This window comes from Propioniciclava sp. MC1683 (assembly GCF_014164675.1).
Classification (GTDB): Bacteria; Actinomycetota; Actinomycetes; order Propionibacteriales; family Propionibacteriaceae; genus Propioniciclava.
The window spans coordinates 1-20,305 of the sequence record NZ_JACJFX010000044.1 but is presented as its reverse complement, the minus strand read 5'-3'; the positions used below and the strand labels follow the sequence as shown (position 1 = coordinate 20,305).

Annotated in this window: 16 protein-coding genes and 1 pseudogene; 5 read left to right on the top strand and 12 right to left on the bottom strand. The window is 72.2% G+C overall.

From position 1 onward, the window contains the following. Positions 1-146 precede the first annotated feature (146 nt). From H5397_RS15855 to H5397_RS19220, 3 genes and pseudogenes are all read right to left on the bottom strand, one after another. Complete coding sequence (locus H5397_RS15855; protein WP_182818629.1) at positions 147-926, bottom strand: transglutaminase family protein; 780 nt, start codon at positions 924-926, stop codon at positions 147-149. Then, the gene (locus H5397_RS19225; RefSeq protein ID WP_375539348.1) at positions 917-1,864 is read right to left on the bottom strand and encodes an alpha-E domain-containing protein; all 948 of its coding nucleotides are present in this window, start codon (positions 1,862-1,864) and stop codon (positions 917-919) included. The genes H5397_RS15855 and H5397_RS19225 overlap by 10 nt, the downstream gene beginning before the upstream one ends. 183 nt (positions 1,865-2,047) lie before the next feature. Next, positions 2,048-3,490 (bottom strand): annotated as a pseudogene (locus H5397_RS19220) (circularly permuted type 2 ATP-grasp protein); the annotation flags it as partial. A 171-nt stretch (positions 3,491-3,661) separates the two neighbouring features. Here H5397_RS19220 and H5397_RS15845 point away from each other — a divergent pair. Together H5397_RS15845 and H5397_RS15840 are read left to right on the top strand one after the other, a co-directional pair. Continuing rightward, the gene (locus H5397_RS15845) at positions 3,662-4,372 is read left to right on the top strand and encodes an alpha/beta fold hydrolase (protein ID WP_182818626.1); all 711 of its coding nucleotides are present in this window, start codon (positions 3,662-3,664) and stop codon (positions 4,370-4,372) included. A gap of 56 nt (positions 4,373-4,428) precedes the next feature. Then, complete coding sequence (locus tag H5397_RS15840; protein WP_182818624.1) at positions 4,429-6,747, top strand: 3-hydroxyacyl-CoA dehydrogenase/enoyl-CoA hydratase family protein; 2,319 nt, start codon at positions 4,429-4,431, stop codon at positions 6,745-6,747. 12 nt (positions 6,748-6,759) lie between these two features. Here the strand turns inward: H5397_RS15840 and H5397_RS15835 are convergent, their stop codons facing one another. From H5397_RS15835 to H5397_RS15815, 5 genes are all read right to left on the bottom strand, one after another. Further along, complete coding sequence (locus tag H5397_RS15835; protein WP_182818623.1) at positions 6,760-9,015, bottom strand: catalase; 2,256 nt, start codon at positions 9,013-9,015, stop codon at positions 6,760-6,762. Between the two features lie 35 nt (positions 9,016-9,050). Beyond that, positions 9,051-9,377 carry a ferritin-like domain-containing protein gene (locus H5397_RS15830; RefSeq protein WP_220492347.1) on the bottom strand — a complete coding sequence of 109 codons (327 nt, stop codon included), beginning with the start codon at positions 9,375-9,377 and terminating at the stop codon, positions 9,051-9,053. A gap of 135 nt (positions 9,378-9,512) precedes the next feature. Then, positions 9,513-10,010, bottom strand: a complete 498-nt coding sequence (locus H5397_RS15825; RefSeq protein ID WP_182818621.1) for a TspO/MBR family protein — start codon at positions 10,008-10,010, stop codon at positions 9,513-9,515. A 166-nt stretch (positions 10,011-10,176) separates the two neighbouring features. Continuing rightward, positions 10,177-12,360: an MMPL family transporter gene (locus H5397_RS15820; protein ID WP_182818620.1), complete on the bottom strand. Its 2,184-nt coding sequence runs from the start codon at positions 12,358-12,360 to the stop codon at positions 10,177-10,179. A 68-nt stretch (positions 12,361-12,428) separates the two neighbouring features. After that, entirely contained in the window at positions 12,429-12,899 is a 471-nt protein-coding gene (locus H5397_RS15815; RefSeq protein ID WP_182818618.1) for a MarR family transcriptional regulator, read from the bottom strand. 193 nt (positions 12,900-13,092) lie between these two features. Here H5397_RS15815 and H5397_RS15810 point away from each other — a divergent pair, with 193 nt between their 5' ends. Together H5397_RS15810 and H5397_RS15805 are read left to right on the top strand one after the other, a co-directional pair. Next, the gene (locus tag H5397_RS15810; protein WP_375539375.1) at positions 13,093-13,542 is read left to right on the top strand and encodes an Hsp20/alpha crystallin family protein; all 450 of its coding nucleotides are present in this window, start codon (positions 13,093-13,095) and stop codon (positions 13,540-13,542) included. 37 nt (positions 13,543-13,579) lie between these two features. Beyond that, positions 13,580-14,893, top strand: a complete 1,314-nt coding sequence (locus H5397_RS15805; protein ID WP_182818617.1) for a radical SAM protein — start codon at positions 13,580-13,582, stop codon at positions 14,891-14,893. Here the strand turns inward: H5397_RS15805 and H5397_RS15800 are convergent. Together H5397_RS15800 and H5397_RS15795 are read right to left on the bottom strand one after the other, a co-directional pair. Next, positions 14,874-15,833: a radical SAM protein gene (locus tag H5397_RS15800; RefSeq protein ID WP_182818615.1), complete on the bottom strand. Its 960-nt coding sequence runs from the start codon at positions 15,831-15,833 to the stop codon at positions 14,874-14,876. The two genes, H5397_RS15805 and H5397_RS15800, sit on opposite strands and share 20 nt — an antisense overlap. After that, positions 15,830-16,111, bottom strand: a complete 282-nt coding sequence (locus H5397_RS15795) for a hypothetical protein (protein WP_182818614.1) — start codon at positions 16,109-16,111, stop codon at positions 15,830-15,832. The genes H5397_RS15800 and H5397_RS15795 overlap by 4 nt, the downstream gene beginning before the upstream one ends. 180 nt (positions 16,112-16,291) lie before the next feature. On the opposite strand from H5397_RS15795, the gene H5397_RS15790 reads away from it, so the two are divergent. Beyond that, positions 16,292-16,999: a hypothetical protein gene (locus tag H5397_RS15790; RefSeq protein ID WP_182818612.1), complete on the top strand. Its 708-nt coding sequence runs from the start codon at positions 16,292-16,294 to the stop codon at positions 16,997-16,999. Between the two features lie 12 nt (positions 17,000-17,011). Here the strand turns inward: H5397_RS15790 and H5397_RS15785 are convergent, their stop codons facing one another. Together H5397_RS15785 and H5397_RS15780 are read right to left on the bottom strand one after the other, a co-directional pair. Next, positions 17,012-19,390 carry an FtsX-like permease family protein gene (locus H5397_RS15785; RefSeq protein ID WP_220492346.1) on the bottom strand — a complete coding sequence of 793 codons (2,379 nt, stop codon included), beginning with the start codon at positions 19,388-19,390 and terminating at the stop codon, positions 17,012-17,014. Between the two features lie 11 nt (positions 19,391-19,401). Next, positions 19,402-20,118, bottom strand: coding sequence for an ABC transporter ATP-binding protein (locus tag H5397_RS15780; RefSeq protein ID WP_182818609.1), 717 nt, complete (start codon positions 20,116-20,118; stop codon positions 19,402-19,404). Positions 20,119-20,305: the final 187 nt, after the last annotated feature.

The following is a 20,305-nucleotide window of genomic DNA, read 5'->3' as shown; positions in this document are numbered from 1 at the left end:
CGGGGCCTCCTCACGACTGTGGATAGGCCGAACCAAGGACCACCCTCGTTCGGTAACCCACGAACATGCGCGAGAGAGGCCCTGGCCCGCAACCCCTCACACAAGAGGAGCTGCTCATACCGTCTGAGTCCTGGACACCGACCGGCTCACGCCAGCCGCGTGACCTGCACCTCGGTGACGCACGCGGCGCCCTCGGGCCCGCAGTAGATGCCGCGCAGCGGCGGCACGTCGGCGCGGTCGCGGCCCCAGCCGATGATCACGTGCCTATCACCGATCGGGCTCACGCGGGCGGGGTCGAAGCCCTGCCAGGTGCCGTCCCAGACGTCCAGCCACGACGCGATCTCGCCGGCCGCGGACGCCCCCGACTCGAAGTCGCCCACCGGCGCCCGGTAGCCCGACACGAACCGCGCCGGGACTCCCCCCGCGCGCAGCGCGCCGATCACCCGGTGGGTGGCGTCGTCGACGCCTGCATCCGGGCCGGGGGCCAGCTCGCGCGAGAGCGCCTCCGCGAGCGCGGTCGGGTTGGGGGTCTCCTGGCGCAACCGGACGGCGACGCGGGCGTCGGCGTCCGAGGCCGTGGTGAGGGCGGTCGGGCGGAGGAACTCGGTGAAGGAGTCCTCGACGCCCGCGGCGTCCAGACGGGCGAAGTCGGTGGCGGGCGCCGCGGTGACGATGCCGGTCAGGTTGACGTCGGACAGGAGCGACAGCTGGAACCGCTCGTGCGCCTCGGTGACCTCGAGCTCGACGACGCGGGTGCCCCAGTAGTCGTCGTGGGAGCGCTGCCAACCCGTCGGCTCGGACGCCAGCGGGTGCGCCAGCACGACCTGCCGCGCCGTGGCCGCAGGGGAGAGCCGGGCCTGCAGGTGCACCTGGCTCACCTCGCCGGCGTGGCGGTGGGCGATGGTCGCCGCGATCCTCAGCCGCATGTCGGGGCCTCCTTCCAGGCCTCGGGGACGCCGCTGGTCAGGTACCGCTGCGACACCAGGGTGCCGACCTCGGTGCAGACCTGCTGGACGTGCTCCATCCGGTCGGCCAGACCGTCGAGGACCTTGTCGGCCGGCAGGTACTCGATCTCGGCGCGGACGCGGCCGATCGTGACCAGCGCCTCGTCCTGCCGCGCGAAGGAGCTACGGGGTTCCAGCTCGCGCAGCGCGTGCTCGACGGCGGCCAGGCCGTAGACCAGCGACCGCGGGAACCGGTCGTTGAACAGCAGGAACGCGGCCGCGGCGTCGACGGAACCCTCACCCATGTTGGTGCGCACGAACGACTGGTGGCCGCCCGCGGCGCGCAGCGCGTTCGACCACGCGACCGACGTGCCCCCGCTGGTGGCGGCGGCGAGGATCAGGCGCGAGGTCATGTCGACCCGCTCGAGCGAGCGGCCGAGCATCATGAACTCGAAGCCCTCGTCCTTGACCATCGTGGTGCGGGCCATGCCGCTGGCCAGGATCGCGCCGTGGCGCACCTGCCGGAACGCCTGCCTCACCGGCTGCCGCGTGAAGCTCGGGCTCCGCACGTCGAGGTAGGCGGTGTTGATCGCCTCCCACATGTCGAGGGAGATCACCTCCCGCACGCGGCGGGCCGACTCGCGCGCGGCGAAGAGGGTGGCGCGGAGCGAGGACGGGGCGTCCACCGCGTAGCAGAGCCGGTCGAGGACCAGCGTGATGTCGACCGGGCGGCCGCGGGAGATCGCGTCGGCGTCCTCGCCCATCGCGCCGAGCAGGGCGCGGGCGGCCTGCTCGTGGTCGACGGTCGGGTCCTCGACCATGAACTGCACGTTCGCATCCAGGATGCGGCTGGTGTCCTCGGCACGCTCGAGGTAGCGCGACGTCCAGAACAGCGAGTCGGCGATGCGCGACAGCGTCATCGGGCTCTGCCGGCGCACCGACCGGACGCCCTTGGCGCGCTGGGTCTGCGACTGGCCGCCCTGCGACTGGGACTGCGTCTGCACCTGGACGACCGGGCGCTCGCCCTCGTCGTCGAGCACCAGCGACGGGTGGCGCGGCCCCTTGCCGCGGGCCGGCTTGGGCTCGGGCAGGCGGACGCGGGCGTCGTCGAGCACCCAGGTGTCCTTCGAGCCGCCGCCCTGGGAGGAGTTCACGATGAGCTGGCCCTCCTGCAGGGCCACGCGGGTCAGCCCACCCGGCACCACCCGGACGCGCTCGCCGTCGTTGACCGCGAACGGGCGCAGGTCGACGTGGCGCGGGGCCACCTTGCCGTCGACCACCGTCGGAACCGTCGAGAGCTGCACGACCGGCTGGGCGATGTAGTCGCGCGGCCGGGCCAACACCGCCTTGCGGAGGGCCTCGAGCTCCTGGGCCGAGGCCTTAGGCCCGATCACGACGCCCTTGCCGCCGGACCCGTCGACCGGCTTGACCACCAGCTCGTCGAGGCGGTCGAGCACCTCCTCCAGCGCGGCCGGCTCCTCGAGGCGCCACGTGGTGACGCCGGGCAGGATCGGCTCCTCGCCGAGGAAGTAGCGGATCAGGTCGTCGACGTAGGTGCAGGTCAGCTTGTCGTCGGCCACGCCGTTGCCGACGGCGTTGGCGACCGTCACGTTGCCGGCGCGCGCGGCGGCCATGAGGCCGGCGACGCCGAGCATCGAGTCGGGCCGGAACACCGCGGGGTCGATGAAGTCGTCGTCGACGCGGCGGTAGATGACGTCGACCCGGCGCAGGCCGCGGGTGGTGCGGGCCATGACGCGGCCGTTCTGGCAGACCAGGTCGCCGGCCTCGACGAGCTCGACGCCCATCGTGCGGGCCAGCAGCGCGTGCTCGAAGTACGCCGAGTTGTAGACGCCGGGCGTGAGCACCACGACCGTGGGGTCGGTGACGCCGCTCGGGGCGGCCGCACGCAGGGCGTTGAGCAGCATCGAGGGGTACTCGTGCACCGCGCGGATGCGGTAGCGCGACATCGCCTCGGGGAACGCCGACGACATCGCCCGCCGGTTGGTGAGCACGTACGAGACGCCCGAGGGCACGCGCACGTTGTCCTCGAGCACGCGCATCTGGCCGTCGGCGCCCCGGACCAGGTCGGTGCCCGCCACGTGGATCCGCACCCCGTTGGGCGGCTGGATGCCGTGCGCGGCCCGGTGGTAGTGGGTCGACGAGGTGACCACGCGCCGGGGCATGACCCCGTCGACGAACACCGAGCCGGTGGAGTAGATGTCCTGCAGGAACGCCTCCAGCGCCGTCACGCGCTGGGCGATGCCCGCCTCGATCTGGGCGAAGTCCTTGGCGGTGATGATCCTCGGCACGACGTCGAGCGGGAACGGCGTCTCCTTACCGCCCACGTCGAAGGTGATGCCCTGCTCGAGGTAGGTGGACCCCACGTACTCGGCACGGGAGAGGAGCTCGCGGTCGCTGACCGCGGAGAGCTGTTCGACGGCGGCGCGGTAGTGCGGACGGACGGAGCCGTCGGCGTCCAGCATCTCGTCGAAGGCGCCCGGGGCCGCGGCATAGCGGCTGATCAGGGTCGATCCGGCGTCCGTCATGGCTGGATTGTAGGGAGCAGGTGTTTCACGCGTGTGACGAGTTCACATTGTTCGGCTGTTTGGAGCCGCCGACCCCAAATGCGCCGGATGCCGTCACCCGCGCCGCATGCAGCCGGCGCATCTGACGTTGTCCGGCGCGTCTGGGTTGACCACCCCACGTACGCTGGGTCCATGCCCCGACCGCTGGTGATCCTGCTGCACGGAACGCGCTTCAACGCGCGCTCGTGGGACGGCTACGCCGACCTCGTGGACGCCGACGTGCGAGCCGTCGACCTGCCGGGCCACGGCGTCCGGGCGGGCCAGCCCTGGACGACCGACGCGGCGCTCGCGGTGATCGACGACGAGGTCGCGACGGTGACCCCTGACACCCCGGTCGTGCTCGTCGGCCACTCGCTCGGCGGGTTCATCGCCACCACCTGGGCCCAGCGCCACCCCGACGCGTTGGCCGGGCTGGTGCTCGTCGGCGCGATGGCCGACCCGCGCCGGCACCGGATCCTGACCCGGGCCTACACCGACTTCGCCAGGCTGCTGCCGGTCGTCGGACCGCAGCGGATGGCGTCCATCGCGAACACCGTGCTGCGGGTGATGGGGATGCGCGGGGACGCGATCCCCGACGCGACCGGGTACGCGGTCGCGCCCGACGCCTGGCACAGCGTGGTCAGCGAGGCCGGCTGCCACCAGCTGCCCGACGTCAGCTGCCCCGTCTGGCTCGTCGCCGGCGCCCTCGACCAGCTCGCCATCGACACCCGGCGCTATGCCCGCGCCTGCCAGGACCCGCGGATCGTCGTCGTGCGCTCCGCCACGCACCTGCTGCCGTTCACGCACAGTCGGCAGCTGGCGGAGGTCATCAACGAGGCCGCCGGGGTGGTCGCCGCCGCTTGACCGGGGTGACACGATGGGGTGACCCCGCTCAGAGTCGAGCCCCCGGAAGGACGCCCATGACCATCGCCGACCGCCAGCCCCGCATCCCGATGACCGACGGGTTCGAGCCCGTCCGCCGCGCGGTGGTGATCGGCGCGGGAACGATGGGTTCCGGCATCGCTGCCCACCTGGCCAACTGCGGCATCGTGGTGGCGCTGCTCGACCGGGTCGCCGACGGCGACGACCGCTCGGCGCTGGCGCGCACCGCGATCGAGCGCCAGGTGCAGGTCGGCGGGTTCATGGTGCCGGCGTTCGCGGCGCGGGTGACCCCGGGCAACGTGGAGGACGACCTCGACGTCGTCGCCGAGGCCGACTGGATCGTCGAGGCCGTCTTCGAGGACCCGAACGTCAAGCACGAGCTCTACGCCAAGCTCGAGGGGCTGCGCCGGCCGGGCACGCTGGTGTCGTCGAACACCTCCGGCATCCCGGTGGCCGAGTTGGTCCGCGGGCACTCCGAAGAGTTCGCCCGCGACTTCACCATCACCCACTTCTTCAACCCGCCGCGCACGATGGAGCTGCTGGAGGTGGTCGCCGGTTCCGACACCTCGCCGGAGGTGCTGGAGCGCACCATCCGCGTCGCCGACCGCCAGCTCGGCAAGACCGTGCTCGAGTGCCGCGACACCCCCGGCTTCATCGCCAACCGCCTCGGGTCGCACTGGATGGCCGTCGCCGCCCTGGAGGCCTTCGAGGCCGGGCTCGACGTCGAGACCACCGACGCGATCATGTCGCGCCCGTTCGGCATCCCCCGCACCGGCGTCTTCGGCCTGTTCGACCTCGTCGGCGTCAACCTGGTGCCGCTGCTGTGGCCGGTCCTGACCCGCGCGCTGCCTGCCGACGACGCCGCCCAGCGCTACGACCTGATGGGCGACCGCGTCTTCCAGCACCTGCTCGACAACGGCCTCATCGGACGCCGCGGCCCCGGCGGCTTCACCCGCCGCAAGAACGAGTCGGGCGAGAAGGTGGACGAGGTCATCGACCTGGAGTCGTTGGAGTACCGCGCGCGGCGTCAGGTAACTGACCCGGCGGGGTCGGCCGGCGACATCGCTGCCGTGCTGGCGGGCGACTCGGACGGTTCTCGCTACGCGTGGACTGTCTTCGCCCAGGTGCTCGACTACGCCTGCCACATCGCCCCCGAGGTCGGCGACGACGTCGCCGCCGTCGACGCGGGCATGGAACTCGGCTACGCCTGGGCGCGCGGCCCGTTCAAGCTCGCGGACGCCGTGGGCGCGGCCCAGCTGCTGGCCCGGTACGAGGCCGAGGGACGCGCGGTGCCCGGGCTCTTGGCCGCCGCGGCGAAGGCCGGGGGCTTCTACCCGGACGCCGACACCGTGCTGTCGTCGACGGGTTCGGTGGTGGAGCGGCGGAAGGTCGAGGGCGTGCTCACCGTCGCCGACGCGCAGCGCGCCCACGGCGTGCTCGTCGAGTCGGAGGCGGCCGCCATCGTCGACCTCGGCGACGGCGTCGCCTGCCTGGCGCTGCGTACCAAGATGAACACCTGCGACGCCGGCGTCATCGAGATGGTCGAGCGCGCCCTGGCGCTGGGCGAGGAGGGGGCCTTCAAGGCCCTCGTCATCGGTTCGGACCACCCCCGCGCCTTCTCCGCCGGGGCCAACCTGGCGACGTTCACGCACTTCATCGAGTCCGAGGATCCGGAGGGCCTGCGGGCGCTCATCCGCCGCGGGCAGGTGGCGTTCCACGCGCTGCGCAACGCCGCGTTCCCGGTGGTGGCGGCTGCCAAGGGCTTCGCGCTCGGCGGCGGCTGCGAACTGATGCTCGCCGCCAACCGGGTCGTCACGCACGCCGAGCTGTACGCCGGGTTCCCCGAGCGGTCGGTCGGACTGCTCCCCGCGTGGGGCGGCACGGTGCAGTCGCTGGTGCGCGCACTGGGGGCGGGCGAACCGCTACCCGCGGCGTCCGCGTTCGCGGTGACGACCAGCTGCGAGGTCAGCACGTCGGCGTGGCAGGCGGCCGACTGGCACCTGCTCACCGCCGAGGACGAGGTCGTCGCGTCGGTGCACCGCGTGCTGGCCGAGGCCAAGGCGGTCGCGCTCGAGCTGCTCGAGGGCGGTTGGACGCCCCCGGCCCCGGTCGAGCTGCCCCTGCACTCCCCCGACGCCGAGCCGCTGGACGCCGGGTGGGCGGACGCCTCCGAGACCGACCGCGCGATCGTGGCCCGCATCGCCGGGATCCTGACCGGCAGGCGGCCCGGGGCGACGGCGTCCGAGGAGGACCTGCTCCCCCTGGAGGTGGACGCCGCAGTCGACCTGCTGCAGCGTCCCCTCAACCAGGAGCGCGTGTGGCACCTGCTCCGGACGAACAGGCCCCTGGCGAACTGACCGCCTCCCGGCTCACCGCCGGGCGGCGTCCGACTCCTCGTCCACCGGCCCGAAGCGGTGCCAGACCCGGTGCTCGACGAGCAGGGCCGCCAGCTTCCCGACCACCGCGGCGGGCTCCCCGACGACCACGCCGGGGGCGTCCTCGGGCACGCCGGCCGCCGTCAGGACGTCCGTCGCGTCGGAGGCGAGCCCGATGGCCTTGAAGTGCCGGAACATCTCCGCCACCAGCTTCGCCACCCGCGGGTCCACGGGCCGGCCCGCCGTGGCGTGCCCCGCCTTGGCGTCGAACAGTGGGACGGCGTCCGGGGCGGGCGCGGGAGCGTCCACGACGAGCACGGAGTCGAACTCGATCGACGCCGCCGTGAGGAACGTCCGGTCGACCACGACGTCCCCGAGCTTCCCGCCGGAGGGCGCCGTGACGAACGCCATCATCCCCGCGGCCGTGACGGCGTCCTTCGCCGCCTGCACCGCAGCGGGGTCGGTGTCGGCGTCCACGACGAGGGCCACCTTGCGGCCCGTGACCGGCCACGTGCCGCCCACCTGCGACAGCGCCGGGCTGGGCTCGACGTCCACCGGCGGCACGGTCGGCTCGGGGGCCGGCAGGCCGAGCCCGCGGGCGACCTCGGCGCACAGGTCGGCGTCGATGTTCGCGAGGCACTGCAGCTGGCGGAGCCGGATCGCCTCCTCGTAGCACTTGCCCAGCTCGAAGGTGTACGCCCGCGTGAGGTGCTCGCGTTCCACCTCGCTGAGCGAGCGCACGAAGAGGGTCGCCTGGCTGAAGTGGTCGTCGAAGCTGGCCGACAGCTCCCGCACCTTGGCGCCGGACGCCACCGGCTGCGGCACGTCGATGAAGGCGCCGGAGTCCTCGGACGCCTCGGCGGGGTTGCCGCCGTCGAGCGAGTTCGGTCGATAGGGCGCGACTCCGCCGTGCACCGCGTGCTGGTGGAACCCGTCGCGGAACATGTCGTTGACCGGGCAGTGGGCGCGGTTGATGGGCAGTTGGTTGAAGTTCGGCCCGCCCAGGCGGGTGATCTGGGTGTCGATGTAGGAGAACAGCCGCACCTGCAGCAGCGGGTCGTTGGTCACGTCGATGCCGGGCACCAGGTTGCCGGGGTTGAACATGACCTGCTCCACCTCGGCGAAGAAGTTGATGGGGCGCCGGTTGAGGGTCATGGTGCCGATGATCTCCACCGGGCACAGCTCCTCGGGGACGAACTTGGTCGGGTCCAGCAGGTCGATGCCCTCGAACGTCTCGTCCTCGGTGTCGGGCATGACCTGGACGCCGAGGTCCCACACCGGGTACGCGCCGGCGTCGATGGCGTCGTAGAGGTCCCGACGGTGGAAGTCAGGATCGTTCCCGGCCGTCAGCTGGGTCTCTTCCCACACCTGCGAGTGGACGCCCTGGCGCGGCTTCCAGTGGAGCTTGACGAGGCTGGTCTCGCCCGCGTCGTTGATGAGCCGGAAGGTGTGGACGCCGAAGCCCTCCATCATCCGGTACGACAGCGGCACGGCCCGGTCCGACATGCTCCACGCAACGTGCGCCTGCGCCTCGGTGTGCAGCGACACGAAGTCCCAGAAGGTGTCGTGGGCGCTCTGCGCCTGCGGGATCTCCCGGTCGGGCTCGGGCTTCACCGCATGGACGATGTCGGGGAACTTGATGCCCTCTTGGATGAAGAACACCGGGATGTTGTTGCCCACGAGGTCGTAGTTGCCCTCGGAGGTGTAGAACTTCGTCGCGAAGCCTCGGGTGTCGCGGACCGTGTCCGACGACCCGCGGAAGCCCTGCACGGTGGAGAACCGCACGAACGTCGGCGTCTCGACGCCCTTCTTCAGGAAGGCCGCGCGGCAGATCTTGGTCGCCCGTCCGTTGGCGACGAACACGCCGTGGGCGCCCGTGCCGCGGGCGTGCACGACCCGCTCCGGGATGCGCTCGTGGTCGAAGTGGGTGATCTTCTCGCGGAGGTGGTGGTCCTGCAGGAGCACGGGTCCGCGCCGGCCGGCCTTGAGGGCGTGGTCGGTGGTCCGCAGCCGCGCCCCCTGGGCCGTCGTCAGGTACTCGCCCTGCTGGGCCATGGCCTCGGGCGGCGCGCCCGTGGGGGCCCCGGTCGGCGTGACCGTGGCCGGGCCCTGCTGGGACGGCTTGGGCGGCGGCGGGGCCACGGGGGCCGTGGGCTCGGCCAGAGCGGGGTCCTCCACGCCGGGGCCGGGGGGCCGGGGCGGGGGTGGCGCCATGTCCGCGGCGGGGGTCTTCTTCTTGGCTGGCGACATGCGGTTCTCCTTTGCTCGGGCTGGTCCCACTCCGGTCAACGGTCAGCTGCCACCCTTGGCCTCCGCCAGCGCCTCCTTGTTGGCGCCGGCGTCCGCGATCTGGGTGAGCAGGTCGTCGGTCTCGGACTCCTCGGTGAGGGTCTGCTCGAGCAGGCTCGCGTGAGGTCGATCATCCCGAACACCTTCTCCAGGCGCTCGATCTGCCCCTCGGTCTGCTTCAGGTGCGTGCGGAAGGCCTGCTTGACCTCCTCGGCGTTGGCCGCCCGCTCCATCTTCGGCAGGGACTTAAGGACCTGCTTCTCGGCGTAGTAAACGTCGCGCAGCGTGTCCTTGAAGAGATCGTTGAGACCCTTGTCCGCCATGGTTCCTCCTCGGCTCGTGGTGGCTGTGGCGTCCCAGTCTTGCGGGGACGCCGCGCACCACGCCTCACCCGTGGGGGTACCTCCGAGGGGGCCCCGCCGGGGGCCCCACCGTGGGGGCCGCCTCGGCCCGGCGGCTCAGTCGCGCGGGTTCCGACGGGCGATCTCCGCGGTCAGGATCGTCGCGAAGGAGCACCAGGCCGCATAGGGCGCCAGGGCGATCGCACGGCTCCGTCCGGTCGCGCCGGCCCTCCGCGTGAGGTCGATCGCGCTCGCGGCCAGCAGCGCCGCGACCACGGTGGCAGGGCGCAGCCGGTGCGCCCGGAAGAACGCCCAACTCCAGCCCTGGTTCAGCAGGAGGTTGACCACCAGGGCTGCCTGGAAGTCCCGGGCGCGGCGTTGGTCGCCGGCGTCGTGCAGGCTCTTGATCGCGGCCGCCGACGTGACCGCGATGTCGGTGTAGAGGGCCGTCCAGACGATCGGGAAGAGCCACCCGGGGGGTTGCCAACGCGGCTTGTCGAGCCCCGAGTACCACGCGGACTTCGGATCGGTGGCCAGCGAGCCGGACACGGCGCACGCGGCCGTCAGCGCCCCCGTCATGGCCAGCGGCGTGGTCTTCAGGTCCGTGCTGTTCATGGAGGTTCCTCCCCCGGGTCGATGCGGGCACCACCTCCCAACCCTAGGACCTCGCCGCGTCCCGAATCCCGGCGCGGGCGAAAGTCACGGACGCCGGGCCGACACGGCCACAGGCCGGTCGCCCCTCGGGGCGACCGGCCTGCGGCGCTACGTCCGGCGACGGGCCTCAGCGGGCCACCGACGCCTCCTCCTGCGCGGACACCGGCGCGGCCTCCCCCGCCTGGCGGTCGGGATCCCCCGCCGGGAGGGCCGTGCGGCCCGCGGTCCCGGGGCGGCGCGGCCACCAGAAGGCATCTCCCAGCATGATCGCGATGGCCGGGACGAGGACGGTGCGCACGAGCAGGGTGTCGAGCAGCACGCCGATGCCGATGATCACACCGATCTGGGCCAGCACCACCAGCGGGAGCACACCGAGCACCGCGAACACCGCGGCGAGCAGGATGCCCGCACTCGTGATGACCCCGCCGGTGGCCGTCAGCGCCCGGAGCATGCCCCGCTTGCTGCCGTGCCGCAGGCCCTCCTCCCGTGCCCGGGTGACCAGGAAGATGTTGTAGTCGATGCCCAGCGCCACCAGGAAGAGGAAGGTGAGCAGGGGCACGCTGGAGTCCAGCCGCTCGAAGCCGAGCACCTCGACGAACAGCACCCAGGAGGCCCCGAGGGCCGCCGCGTAGGTCCCAACCACCGTGGCCACCAGGACCAGCGGGGCGACCACCGAGCGGAGCAGCAGGAACAGGACGCCCAGCACCAGGGCCAGGATGAGCGGGATGATCGTGCGCTGGTCCTGGGCCGAGCCGTCCAGGCTGTCCACGGCCTGGGCCTCGGTGCCGCCGACGACGGTCATGTCCAGGCCCTCGAAGGCCGTGCGCAGGTCACGGATGGTCTGGCGCGCCTCGTCGCTGCCCGGCTCCGGCTCCAGCACGACCCGGACCTGGGTGAGCTCATCCGCGGTGTCACCCACGGTGGCGGAGGCCACCCCCGGGACGGCCTCGGCCAGCTCCACGACACGGGACGGGTCGTCCTCGGTGATCACGAGGGCGGGGTCGGACTCGCCGGCGGGGAAGGACTCGCCGAGACGGTCGAGCGCGACGATGGCCTCGGGCTTGCGCAGGAACTGGTCGGACGGGCCCAGCCCGGTCTCGATGCGGAACAGGCCCGCGCCCATGACGGCGATCAGCGCCAGGCTGGCGGCGATGAAGGCGGCGGGACGCTTCGCCACCTGGTTGCCGACCCGCGCCCACACCGACCGGTCGCTGTCGACGAGGGCGGCCTGCCCCACGCGAGGGATCAGCGGCCAAAACACCCAACGGTTGACCAGCACGAGCACCGCGGGGAGGACGACGAGGGCGTAGCCGGCCGCGATGACGATGCCGACGGCGCTGGCGAGACCGAGTCCGCGCGTCGCGGGGAACACCGACAGCAGGAGGGTCAGGACGCCCAGGACCACCGTGGAGGCACTGGTGACGACGGCCTCGCCCGCGTGACGGAGCGCGCGGCGCATCGCCAGGAACCGGTCCTCGCTGGCGCGCAGTTCGTCGCGGTAGCGGGAGATGATCAGGAGGGCGTAGTTCGTGCCCGCACCGAAGACGAGCACCGAGAGGATGCCGATGGTGGACTCGTCCCACGGCACGCCGGCCAGGCGCAGGGTGTGCGTCGCGACGATGGCGGCCAGGCGGTCGGCGAGACCGACGACCAGCAGCGGAATGATCCACAGGATGGGGCTGCGGTAGGTCAGCAGGAGGAGCAGGGCCACGACCGCGGCGGTCGCGGCGAGCAGCCGGAAGTTGGCGCCGTCGAAGACCGCACCCAGGTCGGCGCGGATGCCCGCGGGCCCGGTCACCTGCACGGTGACGCCGTCGGCCGCCTCGTCCACCAGCTCGGCGCGCAGTGTGGCGATGGCGTCGCGGTTCTCGGCGCCGTCGGCGGCGTCGATGGCGATCGTGCCGAAGGCGGCGGTCCCGTCCTCGCTGACCAGCGGCAGCGGGGGGATGCCGGCGGGCGGGCCGGCGGCACCCGTGTCCACTCCGGGAGGCGGACCCCCGGCACCGGCGAACGCGTCGTCGGGCAACCGCTCGAAGAGGGACTCGCGGGCCGCGGCCAGCTGCTCCTCGGTCAGGGCCTCCCCGTCGGTGGAGGTCCAGAGGATGAGGGCCGTGCCGTCACCCTCCTGGGGGAAGCGCTCGGCCAGCTCGACGACGCGCGTGCTGTCGTAGCCCTGGGCCAGGGAATCGGTGGGCGAGGCGTCCCGCTCGGCCTCGGGCAGGAAACCGACGACGAGACCTCCCAACAGGAGGAAGAAGAGGGCGACGATCCACGATCGGCCGCGGCCGATGTAGAGGGAGGGCAGGGACATGGTGGACTCCTGGGGAGACGAGGTTGGAGGGATCGGGAGGGAACGGGAATCGTGCGTGCGGGGCCGTCTCACCGGTCCGCCTCTTGGGCGGCCAGCGTCGCGGCGTGGTCGGTGAGGTGGGTGGCCGTGACCTGGAGGAACTCCGTCACGAGCTGGGCGTCCTCCGGACGCAGGGCCTTGACCCAGACGTCGGTGGCGCCCATGAGGGGGCGCATGATCTCGACGATCTTCTGCCAGGCCAGGGGGGTCGGCTCGATGGTGACCAGGCGGCGGTCGGTCTCGGCCCGGTTCCGCTGGGCGTAGCCGGCCCGCTCGAGCCGGTCGACGATGGCGCTTGTCGTGGCCGCCGTGGTGCCCAGCGCCGCGCCCAGACCGGTCATCGTGACCGTCTCTTGGCGGGACAGCTGCTGCAGCGCCGACAGGGCGCGGTAGTCGGTGGCGTTCAGCCCCAGCAGCCGGGCGAGCTCGCGCTCGAGGACGTTCGACTGGGCGATGACGGCCTGCAACGCGAAGGTGGCGGGGTGGTACGCGTGGGACATCGGGAGCCTCTCTGACGGTGACAAGAGGACAGTAACTCAATCTTGTTTGATTATCAACTCTCTTTGAAGGTTGAATCCCGAACCGCTTGGTCACTGCGGATCGGGTCTTTGAACAGAGTTGAGTCCCCCACGCTCAGGTATAAGATTGAGTCAACCACGCTCAACCAGGGCGCCTGATGCGAAAGGACTACTCATGGCCATGTTCGACCCGTTCCGCGAGATGGACCGCCTCCTGGGCGACGTCACCCGCACGCCCGCCTCGGTCGCGATGCCCATGGACCTGTACCGCTCCGGTGACACGTTCGTCGCGCACATCGACCTGCCTGGCGTCGAGCCGGGCAGCATCGACATCGACATGGACGGCGCGACGGTCACGATCCGCGCCGAGCGCACGACGTCGGCCGACGAGGACACCCAGTGGCTGACGCGCGAACGGGCTGTGGGCACGTTCGCCCGCCAGCTCACGCTCGGCCGAGGGCTCGCCACCGACCAGATCAGCGCCGACTACAGCGACGGCGTCCTGACGCTGACCATCCCGGTGGCCGAGGCCGCCAAGCCGCGCAAGATCGCGGTGCAGCACTCCACCCGGGATGTGCCGGGTGAGATCACCGAGGGTGCCACCACCGAGGAGCAGCCCGCCTGACCGGCGACGCAGGGCACCCGTCTGCGAGGATGGGCGCATGAGCGCGGCCGAACGGCTGCCGGGTGCCCTGCGAGGCTCCGGTCCACGGGGGGAGTCCTCCGCGCGGGTGGTCGGGCTGGCCGACGGGCCCCTCGGCGCGTACGTGCACGTCCCCTTCTGCGCTCGCGTGTGCCCGTTCTGCCCGTACAACAAGGTGGTCCCGCGCGTGGGCCAGCCGGAGCGCTACTTCGAGGCGCTGCTGGTCGAGGCGCGCTCGCTCGTCCAGGCCGGAGCTGCCGGCACGACGGGATTCACCTCCCTGTACGTGGGCGGGGGGACGCCGACGCTCTTCCCCGAGCTGCTGCAGCCGGTCCTCGACGCCCTCCCGGTGAGCGGGGAACGCGCCATCGAGGTGCTGCCGTCCCACGCCACCCCGGACCGCCTCGACGCGCTGCGCGGGTTGGGCTTCACCGCTGTCAGCATCGGCGTCCAGTCGTTCTCCGACGACGTCCTGCACCACCTGCGGCGTCCGCACGACGCCCGGCAGGCCAAGGACGCCCTGACGCACGCCGTCGGCCGGTTCGACCTGGTGGACGCCGACCTGATCCTCGACGTCGAGTACGACGACGCCCACGCCGGTTCGTTCCTCGACGACCTGGTCACCTGCTTCCAGCTGGGGGTGGGCCAGGTCTCCACCTACCCGCTCATGCGCTTCGGCTACACCGCGTTCGGGCCGGCCAACCACGACCGTGAGCGTGAGCACGAGGTGCTGGCGGAGGCCACCCGGCTGGCCGCGGCACACGGGTACGAGCGGCGCTCGGTCTGGACGTTCAACCGTCCTGACGTGCCGAGCTACACCTCGATCACCCGGCGGCGTTTCCTCGGACTGGGCGCCGGGGCGTCCTCGTTCCTGGGCCGGGACTTCCTCGTGAACCACTTCGGGGTGGAGACCTACATCGCGGACGTCGCCGCCGGTCGGCTGCCCATCGCGCGGCGCCTCCACCTGGGTCGGCTCGGGGGGGCGGCCTACGACGCGTTCTGGCAGGCCTACTCCGGACGCCTGTGCCCGCCCGAGCCGGGATCGGGGGTGCCCGCCGCCGTGCTGCTGCGGGCCGCGACCGCCGCGATGACGGCAACCGGACTACTCACGGGGCCCGGCCCCGGGGGTTGCCGGGCCCTCACGCCGCGGGGCTTCGACCGCTACCACGACCTGGAGCGCTGGGTCACCTACCACCTGATCGAACCCCTGTGGTCCCAGATGCTCGCCGAGCACGCCGGCGAGGGGGGCCGCGCCGGGTGGGCGGCCCCGGAGTCGTCGCGGCGGCGGCGCCTGTGGGCGCTCGTCGAGGCCCTCACCCTGCGTCCGCTCTAGCCCGCCGGCCGGAGAGCAGGAGGGCGGGGTACCGGCGGAGGACCTCGGCCACCACGGCCGGGGAGCCTCGGAACAGCAGCGACAGCTCCGCGGCGAACGAGAACCCGCACTGCTCACACAGCCCCGGGATCTCGATGCAGCGTCCGCAGCTCCACTGCTCGCCGTCCTCCACCACCACGCACTGGGGGCAGGGGCGGGGCGCCGAGAGGTCGGCGATCCGGGGCAGGGCCGAGGCGAGGTTGAGAACCGGGTGGCCGTCACGGATCAGGGTTCCGATCCGGGCGCACACCTCCCGGCGCTGCTGCGGGTCGAGGGCCAGCGCCTCGGTCCCCGGGTACGGCGTGTGCAGGTTGAACGAGACACCGCGCACCGCAGGCAGCGAGCCGGCCAGCCGCGCCACGTCCTCGAGGTCGTCGAGGTTCTCCCGGTTCACGGCCATGTAGAGGCACAGGTTCGGGGTGTCCGCCGCCTGGAGGGCGGTGACCACCCGGTCGAAGGTGCGTCCGCGGATCGCGTCGTGGTGCTCGCGCATCCCGTCCAGGCTGACCAGCACGAGGTCGGCCTCCGGGAGGTCGACGCCGCGGGTGCCGTTGGTCACCACGCCGACCCACCCGAAGCCGATCGCCCGCGCCTCGGCGATGACATCGCGCAGGGTCAGCTCCCCGTCGTGCCACAGCAGCGGTTCGCCGCCGTACAACAGCAGGAGCCGTACCCCCTCGGCATGCAGTCGACGAAGGTCGCGTCGCAGCGTTTCGAACGGGTAGTCGACCTTGCGAAGGTTGGCGACGGCGCAGTGCCGGCAGTTGAGGTTGCACCGGTCGGTGACGATGAGGGAGCCCACGATCGGGTCGCGTCGACGGAAGAGGACGGTGCTGACACCGAACCACGCCAACCCCGCCCAGAAGGCCAGCCGTGAGCCCCGTGAGGCGGTGGTGGTCATGACGCGCCGCCCGGACCCCCCGCAAGGACGCCCACCATGGCGCGGTACTGCGCCTCGTCCAGCTCGCCCCGGGCGAACCGCTCCCGCAGCACCCCCAACGCGGCATCGGATCCCGACCCGCCGCGCGGGGCGACGGGCCACCGCCGATCGAGTTCACGCCGGGCGACGACGAGGGCCGCGGCCCAGAACGCGAGGTAGGCCGCCATCGAGACCAGCCCGGACAGGCCGGTCTCGCCCCCGGAGACCAGGCGGCGGCTGGGACCGTAGAACGGATGCACCCGGATCACCCCCAACGCCGATACACCTCCAGCGTAGACCGGGCCGGGGACCCCCGGTGGGCTCGGAGCGGAATCGTGCGGTGCCCCCTGACGAGGCGCCCGCGGCGTAGAATGGGCGCTGCGGGGGCCCAACGCGACAGCCACACCGACCGCCACGCGGCCTCCCCCGGAGGTTCCACCATGAACGATCAGGAACTCGCATCCCACTGGGACGCCGACCACCGACTCGCCGCCATCACCACGCTCGCCTCGGGCCTCCTCGTCATCCTCGGAACGGCGCTGTTCTACACCTTCGGCATGGGGCCGGGGCAGGTGACCGCACCGATAGCGGTGACGATGCGCGGCGGCCTGCTGCTCATCGTCGACGTCGCGCTGCTCGTGGTCGTCGTGGCCCTCGCCCACACCTTCAGCGAGGGCCGCTCGATCGGGCTCACCGTGACCACCGGCGTCGCCACCCTCGCCACCGCCTCGGCCGCTGCCATCCACCTGGTCTGGGTCAACCTTGCTTCGAACCTGGAGACGATGGAGGTGCCGGCGCAGGCCACCGAGTTCGCCACGTGGCTCGCCCTGAACGTGTGGCTCCTGCCCCTGTTCGGGCTGCTCGTCGGCGCCACCCTCCTGGCGCTCGCGTTGGCGCTCCGCGCCAGCCCCTTCCGGTTCGCGCGACGGCTCGGGACGGCGTCCGCGGTCATCGGCGGTCTCCTGGTCGCCCTGGCACCCTTCAGCGGGTTCGCGCCCGACCAGTCGGCTCTGGTGTCGGTCGCGGCGACCACGCTCGCGGCGGTCGGGATCAGCGTGCTCCTGGTGGTGGCGCTGGTCCGGCTCGGGTTGCTGCTGAAGGGGGCCGGGAGCCTGCCCCGTCCGACGGGGCACACTGTCAAGGCCTGACGGCGGGCGGCCTCACTCCCGGAACTTCAGCACCTCCGTCACGGGCACCGTCCTGGTGTCACGGGCCGTTGCCACGCGCACCACGGCGTAGGCGCCCAGCGCGAGCCCGGCCATCAGGGCCACGTCACCCGGGGTGACCAGGAACGGGATGCCGATCGGCAGGTGGGCCGTCATCAGCCGCCAGACCTCGCCCATGATGGCCACCGACGTCGGGACGGCGATGGTGACGCTCGCCGCAACCAGCCACAGGTAGTTGTCGAGGTAGAGCCTGCCCACCTCACGATCGCTGTAGCCCAGCGCCTTCAGCAGCGAGATCGAGTACCACTGACGGGCCACCACTAGGCGGACGAGCACGTAGAGCACCACCACCATGATCAACATGGACGACCACGAGACGAGCGCCACGATGCGTGACAGGAGGGCGTTGAACTTCTCCACGCCACCGAGCATCTCCTCGCGCGTGCTGTGGCTGACCAGCCGGTCGGGGTCGATGTCCAGGGGCTGGTCGGAGAACACGGCGTTGTAGTAGGGCACGACGCCGTCGCCGCCGTCGTCCGCGCCCGGGCGGGCGCCAACCATCGACCGCGCCGCGAGCAGGACCGCCGGATCCACCAACGCCCGCGCGTGTTCCGGGGTCGTGAACCCGAACGCCGAGGTGGTGTAGTCGGAGACGTCCACGACGTCGAAGGCCCACGAGAGCTCCCCATCGTTGAGGGTGAGGGTGTCGCCTGCTCCCAGCCGGTACTTGTGGGCCGCGGCCCGCGAGATCACGAGCTCCTGTGCACCCAGTGCGTCCACGTCCACCGCGAAGTAGGGATTGTCGGCGGGCACGCCGAGCACGGTCAGCGACTCCCCCGGCAGCCCGTCCGCCCCGACCACCCGCAGGGGGACGGCCACGGCCTCGTGCCCTCCGGGCGGAACGGCAGCCAGGTCGGGGAACCGCAGGGTGTAGAAGTCGTGGAAGAGGAGTTCGTCCTCGGCGCGGGTCAGGTAGGTGTCCATCGAGCTTCGCATCCCGAGCCCGAAGACCAGCAGGAGGATGCACAGGAACGTGCCCGCGGCGATGAGGAGGTAGCTGCCGGGGGTGCGGAGCGCCTGTCGCAACCGGAACATGCTCACGAAGGGCAGCCGGTCCAGGCGCACCGGCAGGCCCGGCCCGCCGGCCGGCTGGGGACGCAACAGCTCCTGCGTGGGGCGGCCCAGCGCGGCCCGGATGACGAGGGCGTTGACCGCCGTCACCAGGGTCACGGGTGTGACGATGCTCAGCAGCGCGACCAGCGGGGTGGGTTCGACCGGGGCCGCGGGGAACGAGTAGTAGTCGGTGACCAGTCCGAGGAAGGGGGCCAGCGCCCGGCCCAGCAGGAGCCCCAGCAGCGAGCCGGCGAGCGTGACGGCCAGCGGCAGGACCAGGTAGTGGGCCAGCAGGGCGCGCTCGCTGGTGCCGTGGGCCGACTGGGTGCCGATGACCACGGAGTCCCGGACGATCCGGTCCCGGGAGAACTCGGCGAGGACGTAGGCGACGAGCAGCAGGACGAGGACGGTCGTGACCAGGGTGACGGCCATCGTGGTGCGGGCGTCCGAGATGGCCCCGTTGATGCGCGGGTTGTCGTCGGCCGGCAGGAACAGCGACACCGCCGGGTAGCTGACGGGCAGGCCGGCAGCGCGGGCGGCATCCGTGGCCACGGCGACGTAGGGGTTGGACGCCCTCGCCGGATCCAGGGTCGCCTCGCCCAGGAGGCGGCGCACCTGCTCGTGGGTGGCGCCTTCGAGGGCGTAGCCGTACACCCACGAGACGGCACGCGGGTGGGCGGCCGCCACCTCCTCGAAGGCGTCCGGAGCCACCACCACCAGCGCGAACAGCTCGGGGTCGCCGGACTGGCCCACGTGGGGGGTGACCGAGGCGTAGTCGGGAAGGCTGCCGATCCCGGTGATCCGCAGGGTGCGGCCGTCCACCGCCAGGGTGTCACCCACGCCCAGGCCGTGCACCCGGGCGTGCAGTTTCTCGACCATGCCCTCGTCGTCGGCCGAGGGCAGGACGCCGGCGTCCAGCGTGGGACGGCTCAACGCCTGGTCCGCGCGGAGCACGCGCACGGTCGTGTCGGTGCCCGCGGTCCGCCCCGGGACGTCGACGAACGGCGTCGGGACGATGCGCGCCCCCAGCGCCTCCACGTCGGCGACCTGCTGCTCCGTCAGCGGGATCTCGGTGACGACCATGCCGTCGGCGAGCTGTCCCTCGCGCGCGCCGCGTTCCAGCGCGCCCAGCGTGGCGGACGCCGAGGTCAGGAGCCCCACCACCACGCCCAGCCCGACGGTCAGGAGCACGGCTATCGCGGTCCAGCGCGCCCACGTGGCGCGGAAGCCGCGCCACTGGCGGCGGAGACCGAGGGCCACGGCGTCCCTGTTCACCAGTCGAGGTCCCGGGCCGCGAGCGGATGGGGGTTGAGCCGGTCGCGGACGATGCGCCCGTCGCGCAGTTCGATGACCTGGTCGGCGAGGGCCGTGATGGCCTCGTTGTGCGTGACCATGACGAGGGTGGCGCCGTACCGCCGGTGGACGTCGTCCAGGACCTCGAGCATCTGCTGGGAGGTGTGCCGGTCCAGCGCCCCGGTGGGCTCGTCGGCGAGCAGGAGGTCGGAGCCCTTGACCAGGGCCCGGGCGATCGCGCACCGCTGCTGCTGGCCGCCCGAGAGCTGCGCGGGGAACTTGTGCCGGTGCTGGGTCAGGCCCAGGTGCTCGAGCAGCTCGTCGATGTCCAGGGGGCGACGGACGAGCTGCGCGGTCACCTGGATGTTCTCGGTCACTGTCAGGTCCGGGACAAGGTTGTAGAACTGGAACACGAACCCGACGTGCGCGCGGCGGTAGCGCGTCAACTCCCTGGGTGACCTCCCCGTCACCTGCTCCCCCGCGACGTGGATCGTCCCGGCGTCAGGAGCGTCGAGGCCGCCGATGGCGTTGAGCAGGGTGGACTTCCCGGACCCGGAGGCGCCGACGATGACGCAGCGCGCTCCCCGGGCGACCGAGAACGTCACGTCGTGGAGCACCTCGACGCGCGACTCACCGGCTCCGAAGTGCCGGGACAACCCCTCGACGCGCACGTGCGGCGTTGGCGTCTGGGTCACCCCACCAGTCTTGCACCCGACGAAAACGCCCCTCGCCCTGCACACGTGCACCGTTGGCCGTCAGACGGTATGAGCAGCTCCTCTTGTGTGAGGGGTTGCGGGCCAGGGCCTCTCTCGCGCATGTTCGTGGGTTACCGAACGAGGGTGGTCCTTGGTTCGGCCTATCCACAGTCGTGAGGAGGCCCCG